The sequence below is a fragment of the Streptomyces sp. NBC_01537 genome (assembly GCF_045040445.1).
Classification (GTDB): domain Bacteria; phylum Actinomycetota; class Actinomycetes; order Streptomycetales; family Streptomycetaceae; genus Actinacidiphila.
On the sequence record NZ_CP109392.1, the window covers coordinates 1,976,655 to 1,998,292 of the forward strand.

A 21,638-nucleotide genomic window follows, 5' to 3' on the forward strand; every position below is an offset into this window, starting at 1 on the left:
GGAGGGGGCAGGGACGAGGCACTGTGCTGAGGTGCTCTCCGAGGCGTCAGTGACGCCGGGCCGCTGCGGAGTGTGCGAGGTCAGTCAGGGCCGCGGCAGCAGCTGCGGGCAGGCCCAGATCGTCGAGCGCGTCGAGAGCATCCCTGACCCGCACTGTGATCATTTCTTCGATCCGGTCGGGAGCCTTCAGCCGGCGCATCACCTCGCGCACCGCCTCCAGGCCGTCCGTGTCCAGGTCGCGCCGCCCCAGGAGGGCGCGCAGGTGTTTCCGGTCGGTGTCACCGGCCATCCGCCAGGTCTCGGCCAGCAGGGCGGTGGGCCGGTGTGCGCGCAGGTCGTCCAGGTTGGCCTTGCCTGTACGGTCCGGGTCACCGAAGAGGCCCAGCAGGTCATCCCGTAGCTGGAATGCCTCGCCCAGCGCCAGCCCGTAGCGGGAGTAGCCCTCGCGCAGCCGTTCGCTGGCGCCGGCCAGGGCACCGCCGATCAGCAGGGGCTGCTCGACGGTGTACTTGGCGGTCTTGTACCGGATCACCTGCAAGGACGCGGAGGTGTCGGGGGCAGCCCCGGTGCGCAGGATCTCCAGGCACTCACCCGCGATCAGTTCCCTGGCCAGTGCCGTCCACAAGGGGCGGGCCCGTGCCAAGTAGGCGGCCGGCAGACCACTGGCGGCGAACAGCTGCCCGGCCATCGCCATCAGTAGATCCCCGACCAGCATCGCCAGGGACCGGGCGGCGGTCGCGGCCCGCGGGCGGCGACGCACAGCGCTACGCAGGGCGACGTGCGCGGTGGGACGGCCGTGCCGCAGCGGGCTGTCATCGATGAGATCGTCATGCACCACCGCCGCGGCGTGCACCAGCTCCATGGATGCCGCAGCGCGCACCATGGCGTCACTGTCCGGTTGCCCGACCGCCCGCCAGCCCCAGTAGCAGAACGCCGCCCGCAGCCGCTTGCCCCCGGCTACCGCCACCTCGACCTGATCAGCCACCGGCCCCAGATCCGCATCCACCGCGACGAGCTGCTCGGCCTCCTGCGTCACGAAGCCGCGCACCACCTCGTCGATACGCGCTTTGAACGCGGCCGGCTCGTACGGGTCAGGCACCGCCACGGGCCTGCCGCGCCACCACGTGCCGGGCGAGAACTTCAAGATAGGCCGGCGGCACGGCCGCGTACCGGTCCAGCACCAAGCGTCCGCGCGCCATCAGCTCCTGCTCCGCATCCGCCGCCAGCTGCGCCGCGTCCGAGCGGCGCAGCAGCCCCCGCATCGTCCCCACGGCCGACCCCACCGTGCTCACCGCCAGATCGGCAAACCCTGCCGCCAGTAACACAGCCTGCTCGTGCGGGCCCCCGCGGCGCCCGCCTTCTCCTGCCATGCCATCTCCCCCACAGGACCTCCGGACGGCTCAGGTCGCCCTCCACCCTTCACAGGCTCGCGCCGCACCCGGCCGGAAAAAGGGGGAACTCACCAACGAGTGATCACACCGCACGCATGTGCGCGTATCTGTGACAGGGGGCCGTTTCTCCGGACGGCGGACGTCTGGTCCCCTCTTTTCTCATAACCGCGAAGTGCAAGTGAGCACGGACTACTGCCTGCTGCGGGCGCACGAGCCGTGGGTGGCGGAAGAAGAAACCGAAGCCCTCCTGCGTCCCGAAATGAGCACTCCACATGGCTCATTGCGACCCGGCAAGTGGCGCACCGCTTCCACTTGCTCCTGGACGGCCGGGGTCACCTGTACGGCCGAAGCCCGCTTCCCATCACGGCCACGCGGTGACCTTCGACAGTGACGGCCGTTGATCAGATCATGAAGAAGATGAACATCCTCACTACTGCAGTTCTCGCCGTTGGCGCGGCCCTCATTGGCGCTGTACCAGCACACGCAGGAATCGACGACTGTGCGTGGCACCGCGTCCGGTGGCGATCCCAACCGTTGTCCGAGCAGAGCGGGTCAACGGCGAACGAGCCCGGTATCCGGGCCTGTCCTGTGGCCCGCGATTCAGGCGTCCGCCTCGTTCGCCACCCCACGGGAAGCACCTTGGCAGCGGTGCGGTCTGCCGACAGCCGCGCCCGGGTACGGCTGCGACGAGGCCGGACTCGCTGCGGTGCAGTTCCACGCAAGAACTCCCCCGCCACCATGTCCATTGCACCACCCGGCGGTGTACGCCGCATGTTCACCACCACCGACGCGGCACGATGCAGAGCGGTGATCCTCCGCCCGAATCGATCGACACTCCAACGCGGCGGCGCCGTGGAGGACTCTTCCAGGGCGCTCGGATTCTCGCGGGCGAAGGGCTACGACCTGGTTCGTCGTGCAGAGTTTCCATGCCGTGTGCTGCGCGGCGGCCGTAGCACACGTGTCGTCACCCACCTCCTTGCTCCGCGTGCTCGAAGGCGGAGAGCCGGAGTACAACGGTGCCCGCGCCGGACGCTGCACGCCGTCGTAGCCCCGCAGCGCGCAGAGGCCCCGCCGGAGCATCCCGGCGGGGCCTCGTCGTCTCACGCGCTATCACACACAGTCCCTATGAGCGGGGTCCTGGCTGTAGCTGTTTGACCAGGTGGAAGACCTCCCGGGCCGCATAGCGCTTGAGGCAACGGACGATTTCGCGCCGGGTCTTGCCCTCCCTGGTGCGGCGCTCGTAGTAGTCCTGGGTGCGCGGGTCGACCCGCAGGCGGGTGAACACGATGCGATGGAGCGCGGCGTTGGCCTGCCGGTCGCCGCCGCGGTTGAGGCGCCGGTACTGCCGGCGTCCCGAGGAACGCTCGACAGGACTGACCCCGCACAAAGCGGCGAAGGACGCCTCACTGTCCAGGCGCTCCGGGTTGTCCCCCACCGTGATCAGCAAGGCGACGGCCGTATCCGGACCGATCCCCACCACATCAAGCAGCTGCGGGGCATGACATTTCACGAGGCGGGCCAGACGAGCGTCCACATCCCGGATCTGCTCGGAGAGCTGGCCGATCCGGTGAGCCAGCAGACCCAGCGTGATCCGAGTGGCCTGCAGCACCCCCGCTTCACCGCCCTCTTCCTGGCTGCTCCCGTCGGTGAACCGCGCGCAGGTACGGAAGAGTTCGGCATTGCCCAGTTGGGCCAGTTCTTCCCGCAAGGCGGGGTCGGCAGTAATGAGAACGGACTTGAGCTGGTTGATGGCCTGGGTGCGGGCTTTGACGGCCGACGCCTTCGTGAGTTTGTACATTCTCGCGATCTGCACCGGCCCGTCACCCGCTTTGGCCCTGGCGCGGGCCCGCCCGCTCAATACGGCTCGCGCCGCGTTCTGGGCATCGAGCGGATCTGATTTGCCGCGCTGACGGCGATCCGCCCGGTCCATCCGATTCACGTCAAACACGTCTATGCCCTGGGCCAGCAGAGAGCGAGACAGGGACGCCCCGTAGGAGCCGGTCCCCTCCACTCCGGCCCGCCTCACGGTTCCTAACTTCCTGGCCCACTTCAGCAGATCGCGGTATCCCGCCGCAGTGGCCGGGAACTCGCCGGTGCCCAGCACCGTCCCCGTCACGGAGAGCACCGCAGCCACATGAGCATCCCGGTGCGTGTCCACTCCCAACACCACCTCCCCCACAGGGCGACGACGACGGGTCTGCGGAGCAGGCGGCGTACTGGACATGCCCGTTCCCCTTTCCAGTCCGATAGCGCGTCGCGTTGCCGGTACCGGGCCGCGTCGGGCGGTCAGAATCGTGAGGACGCCACAACGAACGGCAGGCCCCTATCGGGACACGCCCCGCCGGCCCGGCACCGCAACGCACCATCCCCAGCCAACGGCCGACACTGTGAAACCGGGACACAATGGTCAGAGATGTCAGGAGTCAGGCCCGGACCCGGGACAGCACCCACCCATTCTCCCGCCCGTCACAGCCCCTCCCCCAGAAACACAGAGCATGCTCAGTGCCAGCTCCCGGAGCACCCCGGATCTGACACCGGCCGATCATTCCGCGGCACAGAGACCGACATCTTGGTTCAGGTTGCTTCACCACCAGTGCGGCGCCTCTCGACGGCTGTAGGACAGGGCACCAACGAGCTGGCGTTCGGGTCGAGTGGGTGGCCGCGCGGCGGCTCCCGTTGTCGGCCCTCAAGGAGGCGTTCGCAGACGCCGCAACAGGATCGAGGAGCGGACGCTCGCTGCTCAGGAAGGCTGAAGCCCCCGCCATCATCTGCCCGGCAGGGGCCTCAGTGACCCATCACGTGTCACGTTGCTGTCACCAACACCATCGATGCGCCTGGACCACAAAGGCCCCACCTGCATGAACAGCATCGATGTAGACCACGTGGACGCCTGAAGACGGCTTCTACGACATGTGCCATGTGGTGCCGAGAGCCGGGCCCAGGACCAGGATCGGTGCGTCTTCCGGCCCGTCAAAGCGGTATGGCAGGGTCTCTTCCGTCGTCTCGCTCACCCGCTCACGCTCCCATATCTCACATTCTCGTCGTGAGCGGGGGCAGAACCGCTGGCCAATCCTCCCCACGCATCCGCCGCCGGGCGCAAATCCTCCACATCGGGCTTCACATAACAGCGGTGCGTGGTCTCCACCTTGGTGTGCCCCGCCCACCCAGCAAGGAGGTGGGGCGGCACGCCGTTGTTCGCGAGGTAGGTGAAACAGCTCGCGCGAGCGTCGTACAAGCGGACTCGCCGCAGAGGGTTCTCATGCATGACCTTGTACGCCCGTTCCCGCAGCTGCCGTCCGTTGAGCGCCCCGCCGAGTTCGTCCACGGCGACGTACCCGCTGGGTTCGTACCGTGCCCCGGCCGCCCGACTCTCAGCCATCTGCACGGCGTGGAATCGCCTCAGGGCTGCTGCGGTCCTCGTCGATCATGACGGCATATGCGGAGAACTCCTGACCGAGGGCCATCGGCACTGGTCGGTGCTCAGGTCCGAAGAGGGAATGGGCGGTGAGGTCGGCGCGGGACCAAGGCGGTGGACTGCGGCGGTGGACCTCCCTCGACGGCCTCAGCTCCTGCCTGAGCGGCGTCACTTTGCAGGAAGGTGAGCCGCAGCTATGCTCATACTCAACAATGCGACTAGGTGCCTAGTTGTTTAGCGATGGCCGTGTGCCACTTCCATCAGCAGCGTTGACGAGAGGCGGACGGCCCGTGTCGAGCAGTGGGTACCTGCGCTATGTCGCCCTGGGCGACAGTCACACCGAGGGGCTCGGGGACGGCGACGACGTCCGTGGTCTTCGGGGCTGGGCGGACCGGCTCGCCGAGCAGGTCGCCCGCCACAGCCCCGGCCTGCTCTACGCCAACCTCGCGGTGCGCGGCCGTAAGGCCGGTCAGGTGCGCGCCGAGCAACTGGCTCCGGCTCTCGCGATGCGGCCCGACCTCGCCACCGTGGTGGCTGGGGTCAACGACGTGTTGCGCCCGGGCTGCGACCTCGACGAGGTGGCCGGCCATGTCGAGGCGATGTTCGCCGCCCTCACCGCGCAGGGCGCCACCGTCGCGACCCTCATGTTTCCCGATGTCGGGCGTATCACGCCGTTGGCCCGCCCGATCGGTCACCGTGTTCTCGCACTCAACGCACGCATCCGGGAGGCCGCCGACCGCCACGGTGTGGTGGTGGCGGAGACGGCCGCGCACGCGGCGGCGACCGATCCGCGGTTGTGGAGTGCTGACCGGCTGCACGCCGGCCCGCTGGGGCACGCGCGCATCGCGGCTGCCGTGGCCCATGCGCTCGGTCTGCCGGACAGCGACGACACATGGACCCTCCCCCTTCCGGCCGAGAGGACAGGCATCTCCGGCTGGAGGACCGTGGGTGCCGAACTGCGCTGGGCCGGCACCTTCCTCGGCCCCTGGGTCGGCCGCCGCCTGCGTGGCCGCTCCTCCGGCGACGGCCGCCAGGCCAAGCGGCCGGCCCTGCTTCCGGTGGCCGCGTCCACCGGGGACACCTCCTCAGCCGTATGAGGCTCCGCCCGCGACGACGCCGGCGGCCCTCCTGCTGCACTTCTCTCTTCCTCGTACCGGAGCTGGAAATGAGTAACGCCCACCCCTTCCGCGTCCTGCGCGCGAAGCGTCTGTGGACCGTCAACGGCGTCATCGTGGGCTTCGTGGCACTGCTGTTCACGGTGTTCTACGTCGGCGCCAACATCGACCCTGCCGGTCACCTGCACAAGCTGCCCGTCGGCCTGGTCAGCGCCGATGAGGGGTCGAAGGTCGGTGGCAAGCAGACCGACCTCGGTGCACAGATCACCCAGTCGATCAAGAAGTCGTCCCAGGGCGGAGACAGGATCGACTGGAAGCTGATGGACGAGGAGGAGATGAAGGAGGAACTGGGCAAGGGCAAGCTGTTCGGCGCGCTCGTCGTGCCCCGCGACTTCACCGCCACTGTCGCCGCCCTCACCGGCCCCGGGGTGGCCGGCAAGCCCGTCCGCCCGACACTCACCGTGCTGACCAACCAGTCCGCCGGCAGCGTGGGGTCGAGCATGGCGCGGCAGGCCACGACGACGGCCGCGCAGTCGGCCTCCGCGCAGGTGGGTGAACAGCTGACCGCTCAGGCCGAGGCCGCGCAGGCCCAGCTGCCCGCTGCCGCGCGCCTGCTGCTGGCCGACCCGGCCGTGGTGCAGATCGAGGACGGGCATCCGCTCGACTCGCACAGCGGCCTCGGCCTGAGTGCCTTCTACTACTCCCTCGTCCTCGTCGTCTGCGGCATGCTCGCCGCCAACGTCATCAGCGGCCAGGTGGACCACGCCCTCGGCTACACCCACAACGACATGGGCCCGCTGCGGGTCCACAACCCGCTGCTGCGCGCGACTCGCGTCCAGACCCTGGCCATCAGTAGCACGCTCATGATCGGTCTGTCCCTGCTCATGGGCACCCTGGTCCTGGCCGGTGCGGTGGGCATCATGGGCATGGACGCCTCTCACCTGCCCCTGCTGTGGCTCTTCTCCGTGTGCACGATCACGGTTGTCGGCATCGGCGGGCTCGGCCTGCTCGCTGTGTTCGGCACGCCGGGGATGCTGTTCATCACGGTCTTCTACATCGCCATGGCGGTACCGACGTCCGGCGCCACGATCCCCCTCCAGGCCCTCCCCGGTTTCTACCGCGTCCTCGGCGAGTTCGAGCCCCTGCGCCAGATCACGGGCGCCGTCCGCTCCATCCTCTTCTACGACGCCCAGGCCGACGCGGGTCTGACCCGGGGCTGGGTGATGCTGGGCGTGGGACTCGCGGTCGCCGGCCTCTTCGGCTTCGGCGTGACCCGGTTCTACGACCGCAAGGGACTCCATCGCATTCCCGCCGACGAGGAACCGCAGCCGATCCTCGCCCGGGCATAGTCCGACACCCGGTGAGGTGGTGGGTGGGGCTGAGCACGACCGTCCCACCCGCCACTTTTTTGACCAATCGCGTAGGCGAGGTCGTCGCGGTCAGCCGTCGGCCCGCAGTGCGGCTGTGCGCTGTTCGAGCCTGCGCAGCGCCATGTCCCCCCACTGGAGGTTCTCCCGCTCGAACGACATCCCACGCAGCAGGGTGAGATACGGGCCGATGCGCTCGGCCTCGGCGAAGTACGCCTCCTCAGAGCGCCCGTCGAGCAGGCGCTGCCGGAGCCGCTCGTAGCGGGCCAGCTTGGCGGTGGCCCACTCCATGCGCTCCGCGATGGCAGTCCGGACCGCTTCCATGTCGCCCGCGTCCAGGCACTGCACCTTGACAAGCAACTCGTCCCGGACCACCGCCGGTTTGCCCAAGGGTTCGGCGGTGTAGGCGTGGACGGCCTTCCGCCCGGCCTCCGTCAAGGAGAACAGCCGCTTGTTGGGGCGGCGCTCCTGCTCGACGACGCGGGCCGTGACGAGTCCTTCCGCCTCCATGCGCTCCAGCTCCCGGTAGAGCTGCTGAGGCGTCGACATCCAGAAGTTGGCTACCGTCGCGTCGAACGCCTTCGCGAGGTCGTACCCGGACGCCTCGCCCTTCAACAGCGCGGCCATCACCGCGTTCCGCAAAGCCATGGATGAACGCTAACAGATTAATCAACAACGTGACTAATAGTCCACCCCTCCCCTGTGGACAAGCCCTAACAAGCCCTCTATTCTCTACCACACCTATTCACATTTTTGTGTATCAGAGGTGGGCTCATGCATCCCTTCCGCAAGGCCGTCGAGAGCCGCGACCTGGACGCCGTGGCCGCTCTGCTGGCCGACGACGTCGTCTTCACCAGCCCCGTCACCTTCAAGCCGTACCCGGGCAAGGCCATCACCGCGGCGATCCTGCGCGGCGTGCTCCGGGTCTTCGAGGACTTCACCTACGTCCGTGAGATCGCCAACCCCGACGGCCGCGATCACGCCTTCGTCTTCACCGCCACCGTCGCCGGCAAGCAACTCCAGGGATGCGACTTCCTGCACTTCGACGACGACGGGAAGATCGACGAGTTCACGGTGATGGTGCGCCCGCTCTCCGGCGCCCAGGCGCTGGCCGAGGCCATGGGTGCCCAGTTCGAGCAGATCGCCCGAGAGGCCACCGAACAGTGACCGGACGACGCACTTCGACCCGGTCGTCATCGGCGCGGGGCAACGCCGGACTGGCCGCCGCCGCCACCCTCCAACGCGCGGGCCTGCGCACCCTCCTGATCGAACGCCACAACGTCCCCGGCGGCTGCGCCACCTCCTTCCGGCGAGGCCGCTTCGAGTTCGAGACAGCGCTGCACCAGCTGTCCGGAGTCGGCCTGGAGGGGCCAGCAGCACATGCTGCGCGGGCTGTTCGAGAAGCTGGGCGTCGCTGACTCGCTGTAGTTCGCCCACAAGCACGACCTGTACCGCGCCGTGGTATGCACGATGTGACCCAGCCGGTCCCAGCGGGGGAAGTTGCTGGAGGTGACCTGGACCCGAATCCGGTGACCCGACCGGAAGACGATGCTGGTCGACCACAGGTCCACGACATGCTCGACCGCCTCGCCCGGTGTCGCCGCACGCGCCCGCACGATGCCGTCGGCCACATGGCGGGAGACACCGTTCTCGTCGACGTCGCACAGTCGTGCCACCCAGTCGGTCGAAGGACCGTCCGTGGCGGCGAAGGGCACAGCCCGGACGCGGCCGGTCACCTCGACGTCCTCGGTGAGCGGTTCGGTGGTGAAGACCAGCACGTCCTCGGGCGCCTCCACGGCCGTCTGGTCGAGCGGCCCGGGACGGAACTCGTCAGACAGCAGGAGCGCTCCGCCGGTGGTGGGTACCGGGTTCATGGGGTCGTAGGTGAACTCGTCGGGCTGCTCGGCGGTGGACGGCGGCTCAGGGGTCAGGCGTCCGTCCGCGCGCAGGTGGAAGTGGGTGTCCACGGCCCGCGACAGGGGCCATTCCGTCTCCTCGCGCCACTGGTTGATGCCCATGACGAACAGCAGCACCTTGCCGGTGTCCGGCTCCAGAGCCTCGCCATCGCCGATCGTGCGCTGGTACCAGGCGAGTTGCAGGTCGTGCAGGCGTCCGCGCATGCCCATGAAGGCGGAGTTCGCGGCGAACCCGAAGTTGACGTCGCCGACCACGTGCTGCTGGTTGGCGTGGCTCCACGGGCCCATGATCAGCGTGGCGGACCGGCCGGCGCTGCGCATGGCGGCGAAGTTGTCGAGCGTGCCCTGGGCGAAGATGTCGTACGAGCCGCTGACCTGGAAGGTGGGCAGGTCCACCTCGTCGTGCCGGCCTGCGACCCGGCAGGACGTCGCCCAGCCGGGCTCCCGCCGGGACCGCTCGTAACCCAGCTCAGGCAAGTCGTGCCGGGCGAACGCGGGGAACCGCCCAGCGGGCAGTTCCCCGTAGCCGCCGTCTGCCGGACCGCCGAGATCCTGCACGAGCCTGCCGGGACTGCCCACGAGTGCGGCGGGGTCGGTGCTGTGCCGGCGCATCAGCGGGTCGGCACCCAATATGAGAGTCCAGGGCGCGGTGATCCCGAGCTCGATCACACCGCCGCGCGTCCACAGCCCGTCGTCCGGATCGGACCACGTGACCATCGGCGCGATCGCCTTCAGCTCCGGCGGCTTCGACAACGCCGCCATCCAGTGCGTGTTGCCGAAATAGCTGGCGCCGATCATGCCGACTGAGCCGCTCGCGGGGCCAGAGCAGCGGCCCACCGCACGGTGTCGTACCCGTCGCTCTCCTCATACGTCCACGGCTCCCACTCCCCCTCCGATGCGAACCGGCCACGCGTGTCCTGGACGACCACCATGAAGCCCCGCCGGGCCGCCGCCAGCTGATCGAGCACGACACCGACCATGGGCGTCTGCTTGCCGTACGGCAGCCGGCTCAGCAGCACCGGCCACGGTCCCGTACCGCCGGGCCGGTAGACATCCGCGCGCAGCACGGTACCGTCACGCATCTGAGCCGGAACATCGAACTCGATCTGGATCTCCGCCGTGTACTGCTCCTTCGCGCCACGACACTCTCACGTGACATGGTCGAAGCTGGCCCCCTCACGCACTACCCCCGAACGAGGGGGTCCACGGCGCTCTCGGGGCCGTCACGCCACCGCGTTCAGCAGGTCGGCCAGCAGGTCGGGCCGTTCCAAGGCGATGAAGTGGCCTGCTCCCGGCACCTGCGTGAAATCGGCAGCCGGCAGCAGCTCCTTGTCGGCCTGCCGGTCCGAGGGCCGTGACCAGTCCTTCTCCCCGTAGACGAGGTGGACGGGTGCCTTGACCTCGGAGTAGCGCGAGCGGGCGGCGATGAGACTGGGCAGGCTCTGGTACACGGCCCTGGCGACGGCCGAGTAGCCGGGGCGGCGGCCCACCTGGAGGAGTTCGTCCAGGTAGTCCTCCCGCAGCGCCCCCTTGTCGCCCAGCCCGCCCTGCAGGATCCTGCGGACGACGGCCTTGGGTTCCACCCCGGCGACCACCGGGCCCACCCCCGGAGTGAGGACACCGCTGACCACCACACGGGCGAGAAGACTGGACCGGGCGATACCGCCGCGGAAGTCGTACGTGTTCACCGCGACGACGCGCCGTACCCGCTCGGGCAGGTCGGCGGCGGTGGTCAGGGCGAGCACCGCCCCCATGGACTCCCCGACCAGGGTCACGTCGTGGAGGTCGAGTTCGGTGAGGAGCCGCTTGACGCCAGCGCGCATGGCCGGCTCGTCGTACGACGCACCGGGCACGATCTCGGAGTAACCCATCCCCGGCAGGTCGAGGGCGTACACGGTGTACTGGTCCGCGATCAGGGGGATGAGGGAGCGGAAGTGCTCGGCCTGGGTGCGCACAGTGTGCAGCAGGACCACGGGAGCACCGGTGCCCGCCTTGAGGTAGCGCAGGGTCCCCTCGTCGCTGCGGTGTCCTGCGCGCGGGGCGATGGTGTGGCTGGTGGTTCCCGGGATGTGAATCGTGGGACGTGGCTCTGAGCTGGGCATCTCGTCAGTTTCCCTTTGTGCGAACTGCTGCGGACGGGTAATTCGGACAGGGCCCGCCCGAAGGGGGCGTGACCAGGGACCAGGCCTTGGATTCACTGAGAAACCGACCGGTTTCCATCATCGTAAACCGATCGGTTTCCAAGTGCAAGACTGAGGTTGCCATCCGCAGCAATAGGGTCAGCGCACAGGAGAGACGCGAGATTGTCATCCGCACAGCGGTCGCCGATTCCGGGCTCAAGGGCTACTACGGCACGCCCGAACGCTCCAGCTGCAGGTGTAGGGCTACGCCACCGTGGCCAGCCGTCGAGGCCGAGGGTGATGCGGCCAAGTGGCCCGGGCCGTCTGGATGAGGCCCTGGGAAACCGCGTACCTGCTGTTGGGCGCTGATGTCGACGAGACGACGGCCTTCCTGGCGCACGGCACGCCCGTCAACGCCCTTACGGCCACCGGGCTCCCCTCGAATGCGGGGAATCAGGGGCGGGAGCCATCGGCCTAGGGAAGGCACGGTCACGGCTCCTGCTCGAAAGGGGATGCGTCAGTGCATGCCTGCCGCATCGAGCAGGGTGGCCACGGTGGGCGTGACGAGCCCTGTCAGATTATCGGCTCCGATCCCCGCGCGGGCGCTGGCGCCGTCGAAGACCAGAATGAGCTGCCGGGCCAGCAGGTCGGGGTTACTCGCCCCACCCCGTTCGGCCTCGGAACGGAAAAAGGCCGTCAGGTTCGCTTTGATCTGGTGGGCCACCCGGCTCGCGGGGTGGCCCTGGTCCTTGAGTTCGATCTGCACAGCCAGGTACCGACAGCCTTGGAAGTCGGGCGCACCCGCCTGCTCCTCCAGCTGGTCGAAGACGTGCAGGATCCGCTCGCGGGGTGAACGGCCGTCGTCCGCCGCCGGCAGGAGCCCGGCCGCGAAGGCAGAGGCGCGCTCCCCCAGGCTCGCCGCCAGCAGTTCGTCCTTGCTCTCGAACAGCTGGTACAGGGAGCGCTTGGACACCCCCGCCGCCTTGCACAGCGCCTCGACGCCGATGCCGACACCGTCTCGGTAGGTGAGCGTGGCCGCCGCCTCCAGCAGCCGCTCTCTGGTACTTGGCTTCACTTCGGTGGTCATATCGCGAGGTTAACTCGATGTGGAGAAAATGAAAACCGATCGGTTTACAGCGCCTTACCGGAGCGCTCTCGCGCCCCCCACGGACCGAGCGGGCACGTGAGTAAGGTTCCGCTACGCCGGGACGGCGGTCTTCTCGGCTTCGTCCGGGCGGGGACGCGGTGCAGCCCCCGGTCAGGCCCGCGCCCGCTGGGCGGCGTTGCAGAGGATCTCTGCCGCAGCGGCTTCGAACTCTGGGAGGACGCGCGCGAAGGGTCGTGGCCGACCTGCCCGTGCCGGACCTCGCAGGCCGGGACAGTCGGGAAGCGGCCGTCGCCTCGGCCGGCGCGACGGACCTCCCTTGGGCCGGGTAAGTACAGTGCCCGTGGCGATGAAAGGAACAGTCCCCGGCCGGACAGGTGGGGGTGTGGAATCCATGCTGGAGCAGGAATTTGCCCGGGCCCGAGAAGCCCGCTTCGAATCGCTGGCGCGCGCGGTGGCGGAGCCGCTGCACCGGTATCTGCTGCGCCGGGCGGACGCCGACGCGGCAGATGACATCCTCGCGGAGACGATGCTCGTGCTCTGGCGCCGCTTCGAGGACGTGCCCGGACTCGGGAAGGGCCCCGTGACCGACCCCGACAGCGTGCTGCCCTGGTGTTACGGCGTCGCACGCGGCTGCCTGTCCAACGCCCGCCGGGCGGACGGGCGTCGGCTCCGGCTGGTGGAGCGGCTGACCCGTACCGCACCGCCGCCAATGCCCGGGGAAGCCGACCACCCCGAACTCCAGGCCGCACTCGGCACACTGGGCGCCCTGGACCGTGAGGTGGTGCTGCTCTGGGCATGGGAGGGGCTGACCCCGCGCGAGATAGCGGAAGTGACCGGACTGACCGCCAACGCCGTCAGCATCCGCCTGCACAGGGCAAAGAAGAAACTCGCCGCTCTGCTTGACCGAAAGAATGACGACAAGGCCGGACATGAGATGGGTGAAGGAAGGAGCAACCGGTGAACGACGAAGAACTGCTGGCCCGGATGAGGGCCATCGACCCGGCGCGGACCTCTGATGCTCCCCAGCCCGACATCAACCATCTCCTGGAGGCCACCATGACCGCCGACACCACAGTCCGCACCTCCCCCCGCACATCGGACCGCCCCCGCCGCCCCCTGCTGCTGGCCGCAGCAGCCGCCGCTGTGCTCACGGTGGGAGCCGGCATCACCTGGGGAGTCACAGCGACCCGCGACACTCCTCCGGCCGTGGCCGCCCCGCTGGTCCTGACCGTCCAGCAGGACACAGGCGGCGGCCCTGCCACAGCGTGCGCCGAGCTCGACGTCACTACCCTGCGCCAGTACACGACCGCCTTCGAGGGCACCGCGACCTCCATCGACGGCGACCAGATCACTCTCCGAGTGGACCACTGGTACCGCGGCGAAAACGCCTCCACCGTCCGGCTCGACAACACCCACGAAGGACAACTGGAGTCATTCGGCCAGGAGTTCGCTGTCGGCCAGACCTACCTCGTCTACGCCAAGGACGGCAAGGTCCCGGTGTGCTACGGCGATGCCGAGGCCACCCCGAAGCTGCGGAGCCTCTACGACCGAGCGTTCGGGCAGTGAGCGCACAAGCTCGGCGGCTGTTCCGTCTCGCAAGGTCTGCCGTTGCCTCGTTGCGAGGTTCAGCGGGAGCCGGTCGGTAAACGCGTCACCGCTCGCATCGCCCTGCCCGACGACCCGGGCGGGGACGTCACCGGACGCCGCCCCCAGTAGCAGCCGGCGCTCGCCCTCGGCCCCCGCCTTCACTGACGGCCTGATGAGAAGCGGCGCGCTACAGGGGGGCGATGTCGGTGGGAGAGGTCGGGGCGGGCGCGGTGCCGGCGTGCGGGGTGGAGCCACCGGCCGGAGGCGTCGCGGGCGACGTCGACGCCGACTTCCCCCACCAGTTCGGGTTCCACCAGCGTGACGTTCAGCGTCTTCCGGCTGCCCCACCCGGCGGAGAACGACCAGCCTGTCCACGGATGACCGCGCCGCCCCGCAGCGAGCAGTCCGGCGACCGCAGCACCTGCCGCCTGGGCGAGGGTGGTGGTGTGGCCGACGTACTGAAGGCGGCCTCCGTCGTCGTACCTGCCGAGCAGCAGCGTGCGGGGAACGGCCAGAGAGCCGGTGATCGCGCCGACGATCGCCTCGCTCGTCTCGCGGACCTTGTATTTCTGCCAGCCCCTCACCGACGGGCGGTAGGCGTCGTCCAGCCTCTTGAAGACCACCCCCTCCATCCCGACCGACGCCCACGTCAGCCACTCGCGCACGACGTCGACCACAGTGGTCGACGGACACAACACCCGCGGCGCCGACAGCCGACGGGCGGCGAACACGGACTCCCGCGCGGCCCTGCGCCGCCGATACGGCCAAGAGGTCGTGTCCGTCCCGGACAGCCGCAACAGATCGAACGCGAAAGCGGGCGGGATCTCAGATTCTGGGTCACCTCTGGCGGGCCTACGACTTCGTGGCTGGGGACCAAATAGGCGGCCGACGACGGTGAAGAAGGACACCGGGGCCACGTTGCCGATGCCCGCGGTCGACCGGGTGCAGAGGCCTACAAGCAGCGCAACACCGTCGAGCGGTGCATCAACCGCCTCAAACAATGGCGCGGCCTGGCCACACGAACCGACAAACTCGCCATCGCCTACCACGCCGCACTCCACCTCGCCGCCATCCTCATCTGGACAGGACGCTGACCAAGGAGACAGAACCTAGCCCCCGTGTTCGGGCGGGGGTCCGTCACTGGGGCCCGCGCTCAACCGCTCGTCGAGCTCAACCGCTCGCCGGGCACACGCCTCGGTAGGAGGCGTCGGGGATGTAGGTGCGCCACTGGGCCCGGGACAGCGTCGTTCCGGCGCGGGCGCAGATCTGGTCGGCCGCGTACGAGGGGCTGACGGGGTAGCGCTGGAGGGGGACGTGGAGGCTGGTGGCCTGGAGGGTGGCGCCGTCCGGGGTGAAGGCGAGCGAGGTGATGCCCTCGCCGGGGGTGGTGAAGCCACTGCCGAGGGGCTGCTGGTCGGCGGTGTCCCACAGCTGGAGCGAACCGGAGTCGCCGGCGACGGCGAGGGTGCCGCCGTCCGGGCTGAACGCGAGGGTGCCGACGGCTTCCGGGGAGCCGTTCGCCGGGGGGACGGGGAAGACGCTGGGCAGTACGCCGAGCCGGTGGGTGAGGCTGCCGTCCCACAGGGCGACCCGACCCGACGCGTCACCGACCGCGGCCCGGGAGCCGTCCGGGCTGAAGGCCACCGCCACGATCTCCTCTCCCAGGCCCAGGCCCAGGGTTCGAGTCGTACCGGCCCCGGAGGGCAGAGGGGTGAGGCGGTCGCCGTCGACGAGCAGGCGGCCGTCCGGCCGCAGCGCCAGCGCTGCGGGGTTCATGTCGCCGAGTACGGCGGTCCTGCGGCCGGTCGTGGTGTCCCAGGTCTCGCCGATCTGGCGGGCGGACTCGTCGCGAACGGCCACCAGCAGCCGTCCGCCGGGGCCGAGGGCGATGAACTCCGCCGCTGCGGCCCGTGACGGTACCAGGTCAAGCGTCCTGCGCAGGCGACCACGCGCGAGGTCCCACAGGGCCAGCGACTGCGCCGAGGCGCCCCCGCCCGACGCGGAGACGCCGTACGCGAAGGCCGTGCCGTCCGGGCTGAAGGCCATCAGCGGCAGCGGCACGACCTCCGTCGCCGCCACCGGCCCGGCTCGGTGGTCGGCGGCGGGGAGCGGGGCGGCGGGCAGCGTACGGAGCAGGCGGCCGTCACCCGTGTCCCGCAGCCGGAACGCGTACCCGCTGTCGGACTGCTCGGCGGTGGCGAGCGTACGGCCGTCCGGGCTCAGCAGCGCGGCGCTCAGCGGGGTGCCACGCCACGCGGAGGTGGTCGCCGGACCCACGGCGAGCGTGTGCACCGTGCCCCCTTCGAGGTACCGCACCTCGGACCGGTCGGGGTCCCAGGCGACGGCGCCGTTCGGCCGCTCGTCGTTGAGCGAGTGGCGGAAGACGGGAGCATCGGGCGCGGAGAGCCGCCATACGGCGAGCTCGGCGGGGCCGGAGGCAGCCAGGAAACCGCCGTCCCCGCTGAAGGACACGGACGCGGCGTCCGGGTAGGCGATGTCCGCGACCTGCTCTCCCGATGCCGTGTCCCAGACGTGTACGTCCGTCTCGGAGACCACCGCGAGCAGGTGGCCGCCGGGATCGAACTCCACGCGGGAGTTGTCGTCGCCGCAGGTGTTCGCGCCCGCGCTCGTCCAGGCACCCGCCAGGTCGCGGTGCGAGGCCAGGTCACGGACCTGGAGGGGGCCGCTGACGGGGCAGACCGCCACCAGCCGGCCGTCCGCAGTGGCGGCCACGTTCGTCTCGCTGTCCGCCCGGGCCTCGAACAGCAGCCGACCGTCCGAGACGGCACGCAGTTGCTGCCGCGGCTGCTCGATGGCGCTGACGAGATAGCTCCGGGGGTCGGCGTCGAAGGAGACCATGTTCTGCGACGAGACCGGCGCCGGGCCGGCCCAGCGGCCCGAGGAGAGGTCCCACAGCCGCTCGCCCCAGTCGCCGTCGAGATCGAGGAGCCTGCCGTCGCGGCCGGCCGTGAAGGCTCCCGAGGTTCCCGCCGGCAGCCGCCCGGAGGCGAGGGCCCGGTGGGTGACGGTGCTCCAGGTTCGCCAGGTCCGCCCGTCGATGCTCAGCAGGACGCGGCCGGAGCCGACGAGGAAGCGGGCGGACGTGTCACTCTGCGCGGGATCGGTGAACGCGTCCCGCTCGGGCTGGGCCAGGGCGTCCAGAAGGGCCGCACGTGTCTCCGGCAGGGGCGCGATCCGCCAGGCGGCCAGGCTCAGCAGCATCGCGGTCCGCGGGTCCGTGGTCCGCATGGTGTCGGACACCGCGGCGACCCGCCGGGCGGCGGTGTCCTCGTCGTCCCGCACCTCGGTGCCGTGCTGCTGCCAGGCGACCAGGCTGATCACCAGCGCCGCGGCGAGCAGGCCGGAGAGCGTGGCGGCCAGGCGCCTGGTCCGCCGCCTGGTACGGGCGACGGCGTGCCGCTCCGCGTCACGTGCGGCGAGAGCCGCGATCAGGAACGCGCGCTCGGCCGAGGTGAGGTGCTCCTGCCGGGCGTCAGGCGACGGCTCCCCCGGGGACCGCTCAGACGGCGGTGGCTCGCCCGGGGACCGTTCGCCCGGCGACCGCTCGCCCGGCGCGAAGAGTTCCGCGGCGCGGTCCAGGCGTACACCCCGGTACAGGGCCCCCTGGTCGCGGCCCAGTTCCAGCCAGGCTCGGGCGTCCTCGGCCAGCCTGCGGTGGGCGACCAACCGGACGCGGTCCTCGTCGATCCATCGGCTCAGCCGCGGCCAGCTGCTGATCAGCGCCTCGTGGGCGAGTTCCACGGTGTCGCCGTCGAGGGTGAGCAGCCGGGCGGCGGCCAGTCGCTCGACGACCACCGGAAGTTCGGGGTCGGACCACTCGTCCAGTTCCGCGCGGGTGGCCGAGCGGCGCGTGTCGGGGGTGCCCTCGCCCGGGGCGATCAACCGCAGCAGCAGGCGGCGTGCGGCGCCCTCCTGGGCGGGCGTCAACGTGCCGTACGCGCGTTCCGCGGTGGCCGCGATCGCGCCGTGGACGCCGCCCGCCGCCTCGTACGCGGCGAGGGTGAGGATGCGGCCGCGGCGGCGGCGCCAGGTCTCCAGCAGCGCGTGCGAGAGCATCGGCAGCGCGCCGGGCTGGTCGACGACCTCCTCGACGAGACGCGCGGTCAGCTCGCGTTCGATCACGAGTCCGGCCGCGGTGGCCGGGCCGGTGACCGCCTCCCGCAGTTCCGCCGGGCTCATCGGCCCCACCAGGAGGCCGCAGTGCCGCAGCGCGTCGGTGAGTTCCGGGTGCTCGGCGCACCGCCCGTAGAAGTCGGCGCGCATCGCGATCACCGTACGCAGCCGGGAGTCCGGGTCCTTGGCCGTGAGCAGCAGGTCGATGAAGCGGGTGCGCTCGGCCCGGTCCCGGCAGAGGGTGAACACCTCCTCGAACTGGTCGATGATCAGCCAGGTTTCGGGGTCACCGTCCTTCGGCGTCAACAGATGGCCGTACGTGGTCGCCGGGCGCTCTCCCGGAGTGAGGATCCGCAGTGCCGTCGGACGTCCCGGGCCGCGCGTGGTCTGCTGGACGGCTGGGATCAGCCCGGCGCGCAGCAGCGAGGACTTGCCGCTGCCCGACGCCCCGAACACGGCGGCGAACCGGTGCTCCCGCATCAGCTCCAGCAGCTCGGCCACCGGGCGGTCACGGCCGAAGAACAGGTCCCGGTCACCGGGCTCGAAGCGGGCCAGCCCCCGGTACGGCGACTTCGCGTCGTCCTCGGCGATGCCGGCGCCGTCGCGGGCCGCCGCCTGTGCCCCGGCGGCCTCCTCCGCGGCTTCCTTCCAGCGCGTTTCCCACTCGCCCGGGTCCGCGTCGCACGCACGCACGTAGGCTTGCGCCACCGCCGCCGACGGGAGCCGCTCTCCTGCGGCGGCCCGGGACAGCGTCGTCACCGATACGCCGGTGCGCTGGGACATCTCGCGGTACGAGGGACTGCCGGCCTTCTGGCGCAGCAGCCGCAGTTCATGGGCGAATCGCTGAACCGGACCGGCGTCCGGGTCAACCGGGCGCTCGGGACGACCCAATCGAAGCTCCCCAAAAGCAGCAAAAGGCAGTGCTTCTGGACTATGGCGGAATCGACCGGGATCGGACAGCGCCCGAGCCGGTGACCTTGGTCACCGGCTCGGGCTTGGTGCTTCACCGCACTCGGCGGCGTGGTGCTGTCACGCGTGCTCGTAGTAGGAAATGTGGCTCTTCCAGTTGAAGACCGAGTCCGGGATGTAGGTGCCGCCGGGCGGGGTCACGATGAACTGGTCGTCGAAGTTCTGGGGGTTCGCCCGGACGTTCAGTCCGTCACAGCTGCCCAGCTGGCGCGACTGGGCGTTCTCCACCTCGCCCATGCACTTGCCGTTGTCCGCCATCAGTTCGTCGCCGTCGACGAACCACCACTGGGTGTGGTCGTTGTAGTTGCAGGTCTTGAGGACCGCGTAACCGCCGGTGTAGCCGAGGCAGCTGTTGCCCTGGCCGATCAGGTAGCCCACCGCGCCGTCCTTGTTGGTGTGCGTCGTCTCGGCGACGTCCCAGTTGTAGTACGGGTGGGTGTGTACGCCCGACCAGAGGTTGTCGGGCACGGGGGAGCCGGAGGCGTTGTGGGGGATGCGGAACTGCAGGCCGTCGGCGATCGGCTGGCCCCGCTTCTCGGCGATGACCGGCTCGACGGACCCGCCGCCGGTGTAGGCGATCGGGAAGGCACCGAAGTTGTGGCCCATGATGTAGTTCACCGCGTTCTGGATGCCGCCGACCATGGCCGGTCCGGCACTGCCGATGCGGTTGCCCACCGTCTTGAGCAGGTTGCCGATCTCCTTGAACGTGGCCCTGACACCCTGGCCGACGTACTTCTCGTCCAGTTTGTCGAGGCCGGAGAAGGCCAGCATGGAGACCGTGGCGTCGAAGAAGGCGCCTCCGACACTCTTCCAGTTGAGGTAGCCGTCGGTCAGGTACTGGAAGGCCAGGGCGCCTACGAAGCCGCCGGTGAACGACGCGATACGCACGCCCCACTTGCAGCCGACCGGTCCGGTGAGCGAGCAGATCAACGTGGAGGCGAGGATCGTGACCACCGCGTCCACGGCGATCTCGACCGCCCGTGCGGTCAGATAGGACCAGCCGGCCGTCGTCGCCTTGTGCAGCTTGCTCACGCAGTCGGCGGCGGCCTCCTTCGCCTTGACGGTCACGATCTTCGTCTGCTGGGCGTCGAGCGAGTACGAGGCGGCCTGCACGGTCACGACCGGCTCGGTCGTCACCGTGCGGGGCGGCTTGCCGTACGCGGCCTCGATCGCGTTGACCGAGTCATCGCAGAACTGCGTGGCCGAGATCTTGGGCTGGGCGGCCCTGAGGGCCGGTGCCCTCGCGTCGAGGATCGTGGCGGCCACGGCGGTGACCAGCACCGCGATGAGCAGCGTCCGTAGCGTCCGTATCGGCACCCGTTGGAAGGGGTGCCCACTGAACCAGGTCAGCACTGATGAGCTCCTTGGGAGGATGTGTGGGTGAGCGGTCGCGGCGGTGCGGGTGTCGCCGGTGCGCTCCGGCCCCTCGGGGGAGGGACTGGGGTGACCCGATCCTGGAGCTGCCACAGTTGTTGCTCAAGCCCCTCGCCAGGCCGCAAACAACCCTGTGACCTGCGTTAACGCGTGCGGCTAGGGCCTGTTACAAACGACCGGCCCTAGAGATCTCTTCAAAGGTCAGATGCACTTTCGCGCAGCGGGGTAGCTCAGCCGGAACAGGTCCTGGGCGCGCTCCAAGTCCCGCTCAGTGCGTAGCTGAACCTCCAGGTCTCCCGTGCCATGGTGGCCGAGACCCGTCACGTCCCGGGTAAAGCCGGGCGCCGGATCCACTGCCGTCGGATCCGCGGTCAGGTAGACCAGCACCTTGGTCTGCTGAGGCGGGATGAGGCACGCGAAGTTCCGCAGCGGCTGATGGGCCCGGTACTGCTTACGCTGCACCCGGGTGACACCGTCCCCGAGGCCGACGAGGACCTCGTCGACCGCGGCAGCCAGCTCGGCCATCGCACCACCCTGGTGCCGAACCGGCGACGCCCGGGCCACGCGGCGACGTACCCGCTTGGCCTCAGCCGAGTGCCCCCGTAACCGAGGCCACCGTCTCATGGCCGAAGTGGTCGCTGCCGAAGTACCGGTAGCGCACCAGGTCGATCGAGCGCCGGTGCTCACGTACGGCGTGCACGTCGCAGCGCGTGAAGTCGCCGGCCACACAGATCAGCCGCGGTGCGCTCCACAGGATCTGGGACGCGGCCGTCCCCCCGAGCCGGTCGCGGACCAGACCCCGAAAGGCGTCCTTGTGGCTCATCAGCCAGGCCATATAGAAGAGGCCCTGATTGATGACACCAGCATCCGTGCCGGGCTTGTACTCGAGTTTACCGACCACAGGAGCTCGTGAACCGGCTCTGAACTGCGACGACTCATCGGCTACATGTCCGTGACAGGGAATCGGAGCCGTTTGGCTATGTTCACGAGGGCCGGGTTCTCGTGAACAAAGCCAGGCCGTTGCTGTTCGCCGTCAAACAGAGCCCGAGCGTCTCGATGGCCCGTGGCTTGCCGGGACGTTCCGGTCCGTTGCTCGCGGGCCGGGTGCAGTGGAGGCGTGAGATCCCCCGGCCTGACCCACT

16 protein-coding genes and 4 pseudogenes are annotated in these 21,638 nt (G+C 69.7%); 8 read left to right on the forward strand and 12 right to left on the reverse strand.

Annotated elements, in window-relative coordinates; all coding sequences use genetic code 11:
- Window positions 1-46: 46 nt before the first annotated feature.
- The 3 genes from OG607_RS09180 to OG607_RS09190 all read right to left on the reverse strand — a co-directional run bounded on the left by OG607_RS09180 (window position 47) and on the right by OG607_RS09190 (window position 3,615).
- Window positions 47-1,105, reverse strand: a complete 1,059-nt coding sequence (locus OG607_RS09180; RefSeq protein ID WP_405721052.1) for a polyprenyl synthetase family protein — start codon at window positions 1,103-1,105, stop codon at window positions 47-49.
- A complete protein-coding gene (locus OG607_RS09185) occupies window positions 1,092-1,370 on the reverse strand; it encodes a polyprenyl synthetase (RefSeq protein ID WP_405721054.1) in 279 nt (92 codons plus the stop codon). Before OG607_RS09185 ends, OG607_RS09180 begins: the two co-directional genes overlap by 14 nt.
- Before the next feature lie 1,144 nt (window positions 1,371-2,514).
- On the reverse strand, window positions 2,515-3,615 hold the full coding sequence (locus OG607_RS09190) for an IS110 family transposase (protein ID WP_405721056.1): 1,101 nt from the start codon (window positions 3,613-3,615) through the stop codon (window positions 2,515-2,517).
- A 1,481-nt stretch (window positions 3,616-5,096) separates the two neighbouring features.
- Here OG607_RS09190 and OG607_RS09195 point away from each other — a divergent pair.
- Both OG607_RS09195 and OG607_RS09200 read left to right on the forward strand, forming a co-directional pair.
- Window positions 5,097-5,903, forward strand: coding sequence for an SGNH/GDSL hydrolase family protein (locus tag OG607_RS09195; protein WP_405721059.1), 807 nt, complete (start codon window positions 5,097-5,099; stop codon window positions 5,901-5,903).
- Window positions 5,904-5,971: 68 nt separating this feature from the next.
- Window positions 5,972-7,270 (forward strand): DUF3533 domain-containing protein, encoded by a 1,299-nt coding sequence (locus OG607_RS09200; protein ID WP_405721062.1) that lies wholly within the window; start codon window positions 5,972-5,974, stop codon window positions 7,268-7,270.
- A gap of 90 nt (window positions 7,271-7,360) precedes the next feature.
- Here OG607_RS09200 and OG607_RS09205 read toward each other — a convergent pair whose 3' ends face one another.
- Entirely contained in the window at window positions 7,361-7,936 is a 576-nt protein-coding gene (locus OG607_RS09205; protein WP_405721064.1) for a PadR family transcriptional regulator, read from the reverse strand.
- A 126-nt stretch (window positions 7,937-8,062) separates the two neighbouring features.
- Between OG607_RS09205 and OG607_RS09210 the strand changes: the two genes are divergently transcribed.
- Together OG607_RS09210 and OG607_RS09215 are read left to right on the forward strand one after the other, a co-directional pair.
- Window positions 8,063-8,455, forward strand: coding sequence for a nuclear transport factor 2 family protein (locus OG607_RS09210; RefSeq protein ID WP_405721066.1), 393 nt, complete (start codon window positions 8,063-8,065; stop codon window positions 8,453-8,455).
- Window positions 8,452-8,706, forward strand: coding sequence for an NAD(P)-binding protein (locus OG607_RS09215; RefSeq protein WP_405721068.1), 255 nt, complete (start codon window positions 8,452-8,454; stop codon window positions 8,704-8,706). Before OG607_RS09210 ends, OG607_RS09215 begins: the two co-directional genes overlap by 4 nt.
- Window positions 8,707-8,799: 93 nt before the next feature.
- On the opposite strand, the pseudogene OG607_RS09220 reads toward OG607_RS09215, so the two are convergent.
- The 4 genes and pseudogenes from OG607_RS09220 to OG607_RS09235 form a co-directional block, all read right to left on the reverse strand.
- Window positions 8,800-10,002, reverse strand: a pseudogene (locus tag OG607_RS09220) (CocE/NonD family hydrolase); the annotation flags it as partial.
- On the reverse strand, window positions 9,999-10,286 hold the full coding sequence (locus OG607_RS09225) for a CocE/NonD family hydrolase (protein WP_405721069.1): 288 nt from the start codon (window positions 10,284-10,286) through the stop codon (window positions 9,999-10,001). The pseudogene OG607_RS09220 and the gene OG607_RS09225, both read right to left, overlap by 4 nt.
- Before the next feature lie 141 nt (window positions 10,287-10,427).
- Entirely contained in the window at window positions 10,428-11,306 is an 879-nt protein-coding gene (locus tag OG607_RS09230; RefSeq protein WP_405721071.1) for an alpha/beta fold hydrolase, read from the reverse strand.
- Between the two features lie 535 nt (window positions 11,307-11,841).
- Window positions 11,842-12,411, reverse strand: a complete 570-nt coding sequence (locus OG607_RS09235) for a TetR/AcrR family transcriptional regulator (protein ID WP_405721074.1) — start codon at window positions 12,409-12,411, stop codon at window positions 11,842-11,844.
- Between the two features lie 412 nt (window positions 12,412-12,823).
- Here OG607_RS09235 and OG607_RS09240 point away from each other — a divergent pair, with 412 nt between their 5' ends.
- The 3 genes and pseudogenes from OG607_RS09240 to OG607_RS09250 form a co-directional block, all read left to right on the forward strand.
- Window positions 12,824-13,393 (forward strand): RNA polymerase sigma factor, encoded by a 570-nt coding sequence (locus OG607_RS09240; protein WP_405736641.1) that lies wholly within the window; start codon window positions 12,824-12,826, stop codon window positions 13,391-13,393.
- On the forward strand, window positions 13,390-13,998 hold the full coding sequence (locus tag OG607_RS09245) for a hypothetical protein (protein ID WP_405721076.1): 609 nt from the start codon (window positions 13,390-13,392) through the stop codon (window positions 13,996-13,998). Before OG607_RS09240 ends, OG607_RS09245 begins: the two co-directional genes overlap by 4 nt.
- A 54-nt stretch (window positions 13,999-14,052) precedes the next feature.
- Window positions 14,053-14,148 (forward strand): annotated as a pseudogene (locus OG607_RS09250) (ATP-binding protein); the annotation flags it as partial.
- Between the two features lie 29 nt (window positions 14,149-14,177).
- Here the strand turns inward: OG607_RS09250 and OG607_RS09255 are convergent.
- Window positions 14,178-14,936, reverse strand: a complete 759-nt coding sequence (locus tag OG607_RS09255; protein WP_405736644.1) for an ATP-dependent DNA ligase — start codon at window positions 14,934-14,936, stop codon at window positions 14,178-14,180.
- On the opposite strand from OG607_RS09255, the pseudogene OG607_RS09260 reads away from it, so the two are divergent.
- A pseudogene (locus OG607_RS09260) lies at window positions 14,901-15,113 on the forward strand (hypothetical protein); the annotation flags it as partial. The gene OG607_RS09255 and the pseudogene OG607_RS09260 overlap by 36 nt on opposite strands.
- Before the next feature lie 76 nt (window positions 15,114-15,189).
- Here the strand turns inward: OG607_RS09260 and OG607_RS09265 are convergent.
- The 3 genes and pseudogenes from OG607_RS09265 to OG607_RS09275 form a co-directional block, all read right to left on the reverse strand.
- Entirely contained in the window at window positions 15,190-19,044 is a 3,855-nt protein-coding gene (locus OG607_RS09265; protein ID WP_405721078.1) for a hypothetical protein, read from the reverse strand.
- Between the two features lie 138 nt (window positions 19,045-19,182).
- The gene (locus OG607_RS09270) at window positions 19,183-20,475 is read right to left on the reverse strand and encodes a hypothetical protein (RefSeq protein ID WP_405721080.1); all 1,293 of its coding nucleotides are present in this window, start codon (window positions 20,473-20,475) and stop codon (window positions 19,183-19,185) included.
- Between the two features lie 222 nt (window positions 20,476-20,697).
- Window positions 20,698-21,460: pseudogene (locus tag OG607_RS09275) on the reverse strand (transporter).
- Window positions 21,461-21,638 lie beyond the last annotated feature (178 nt).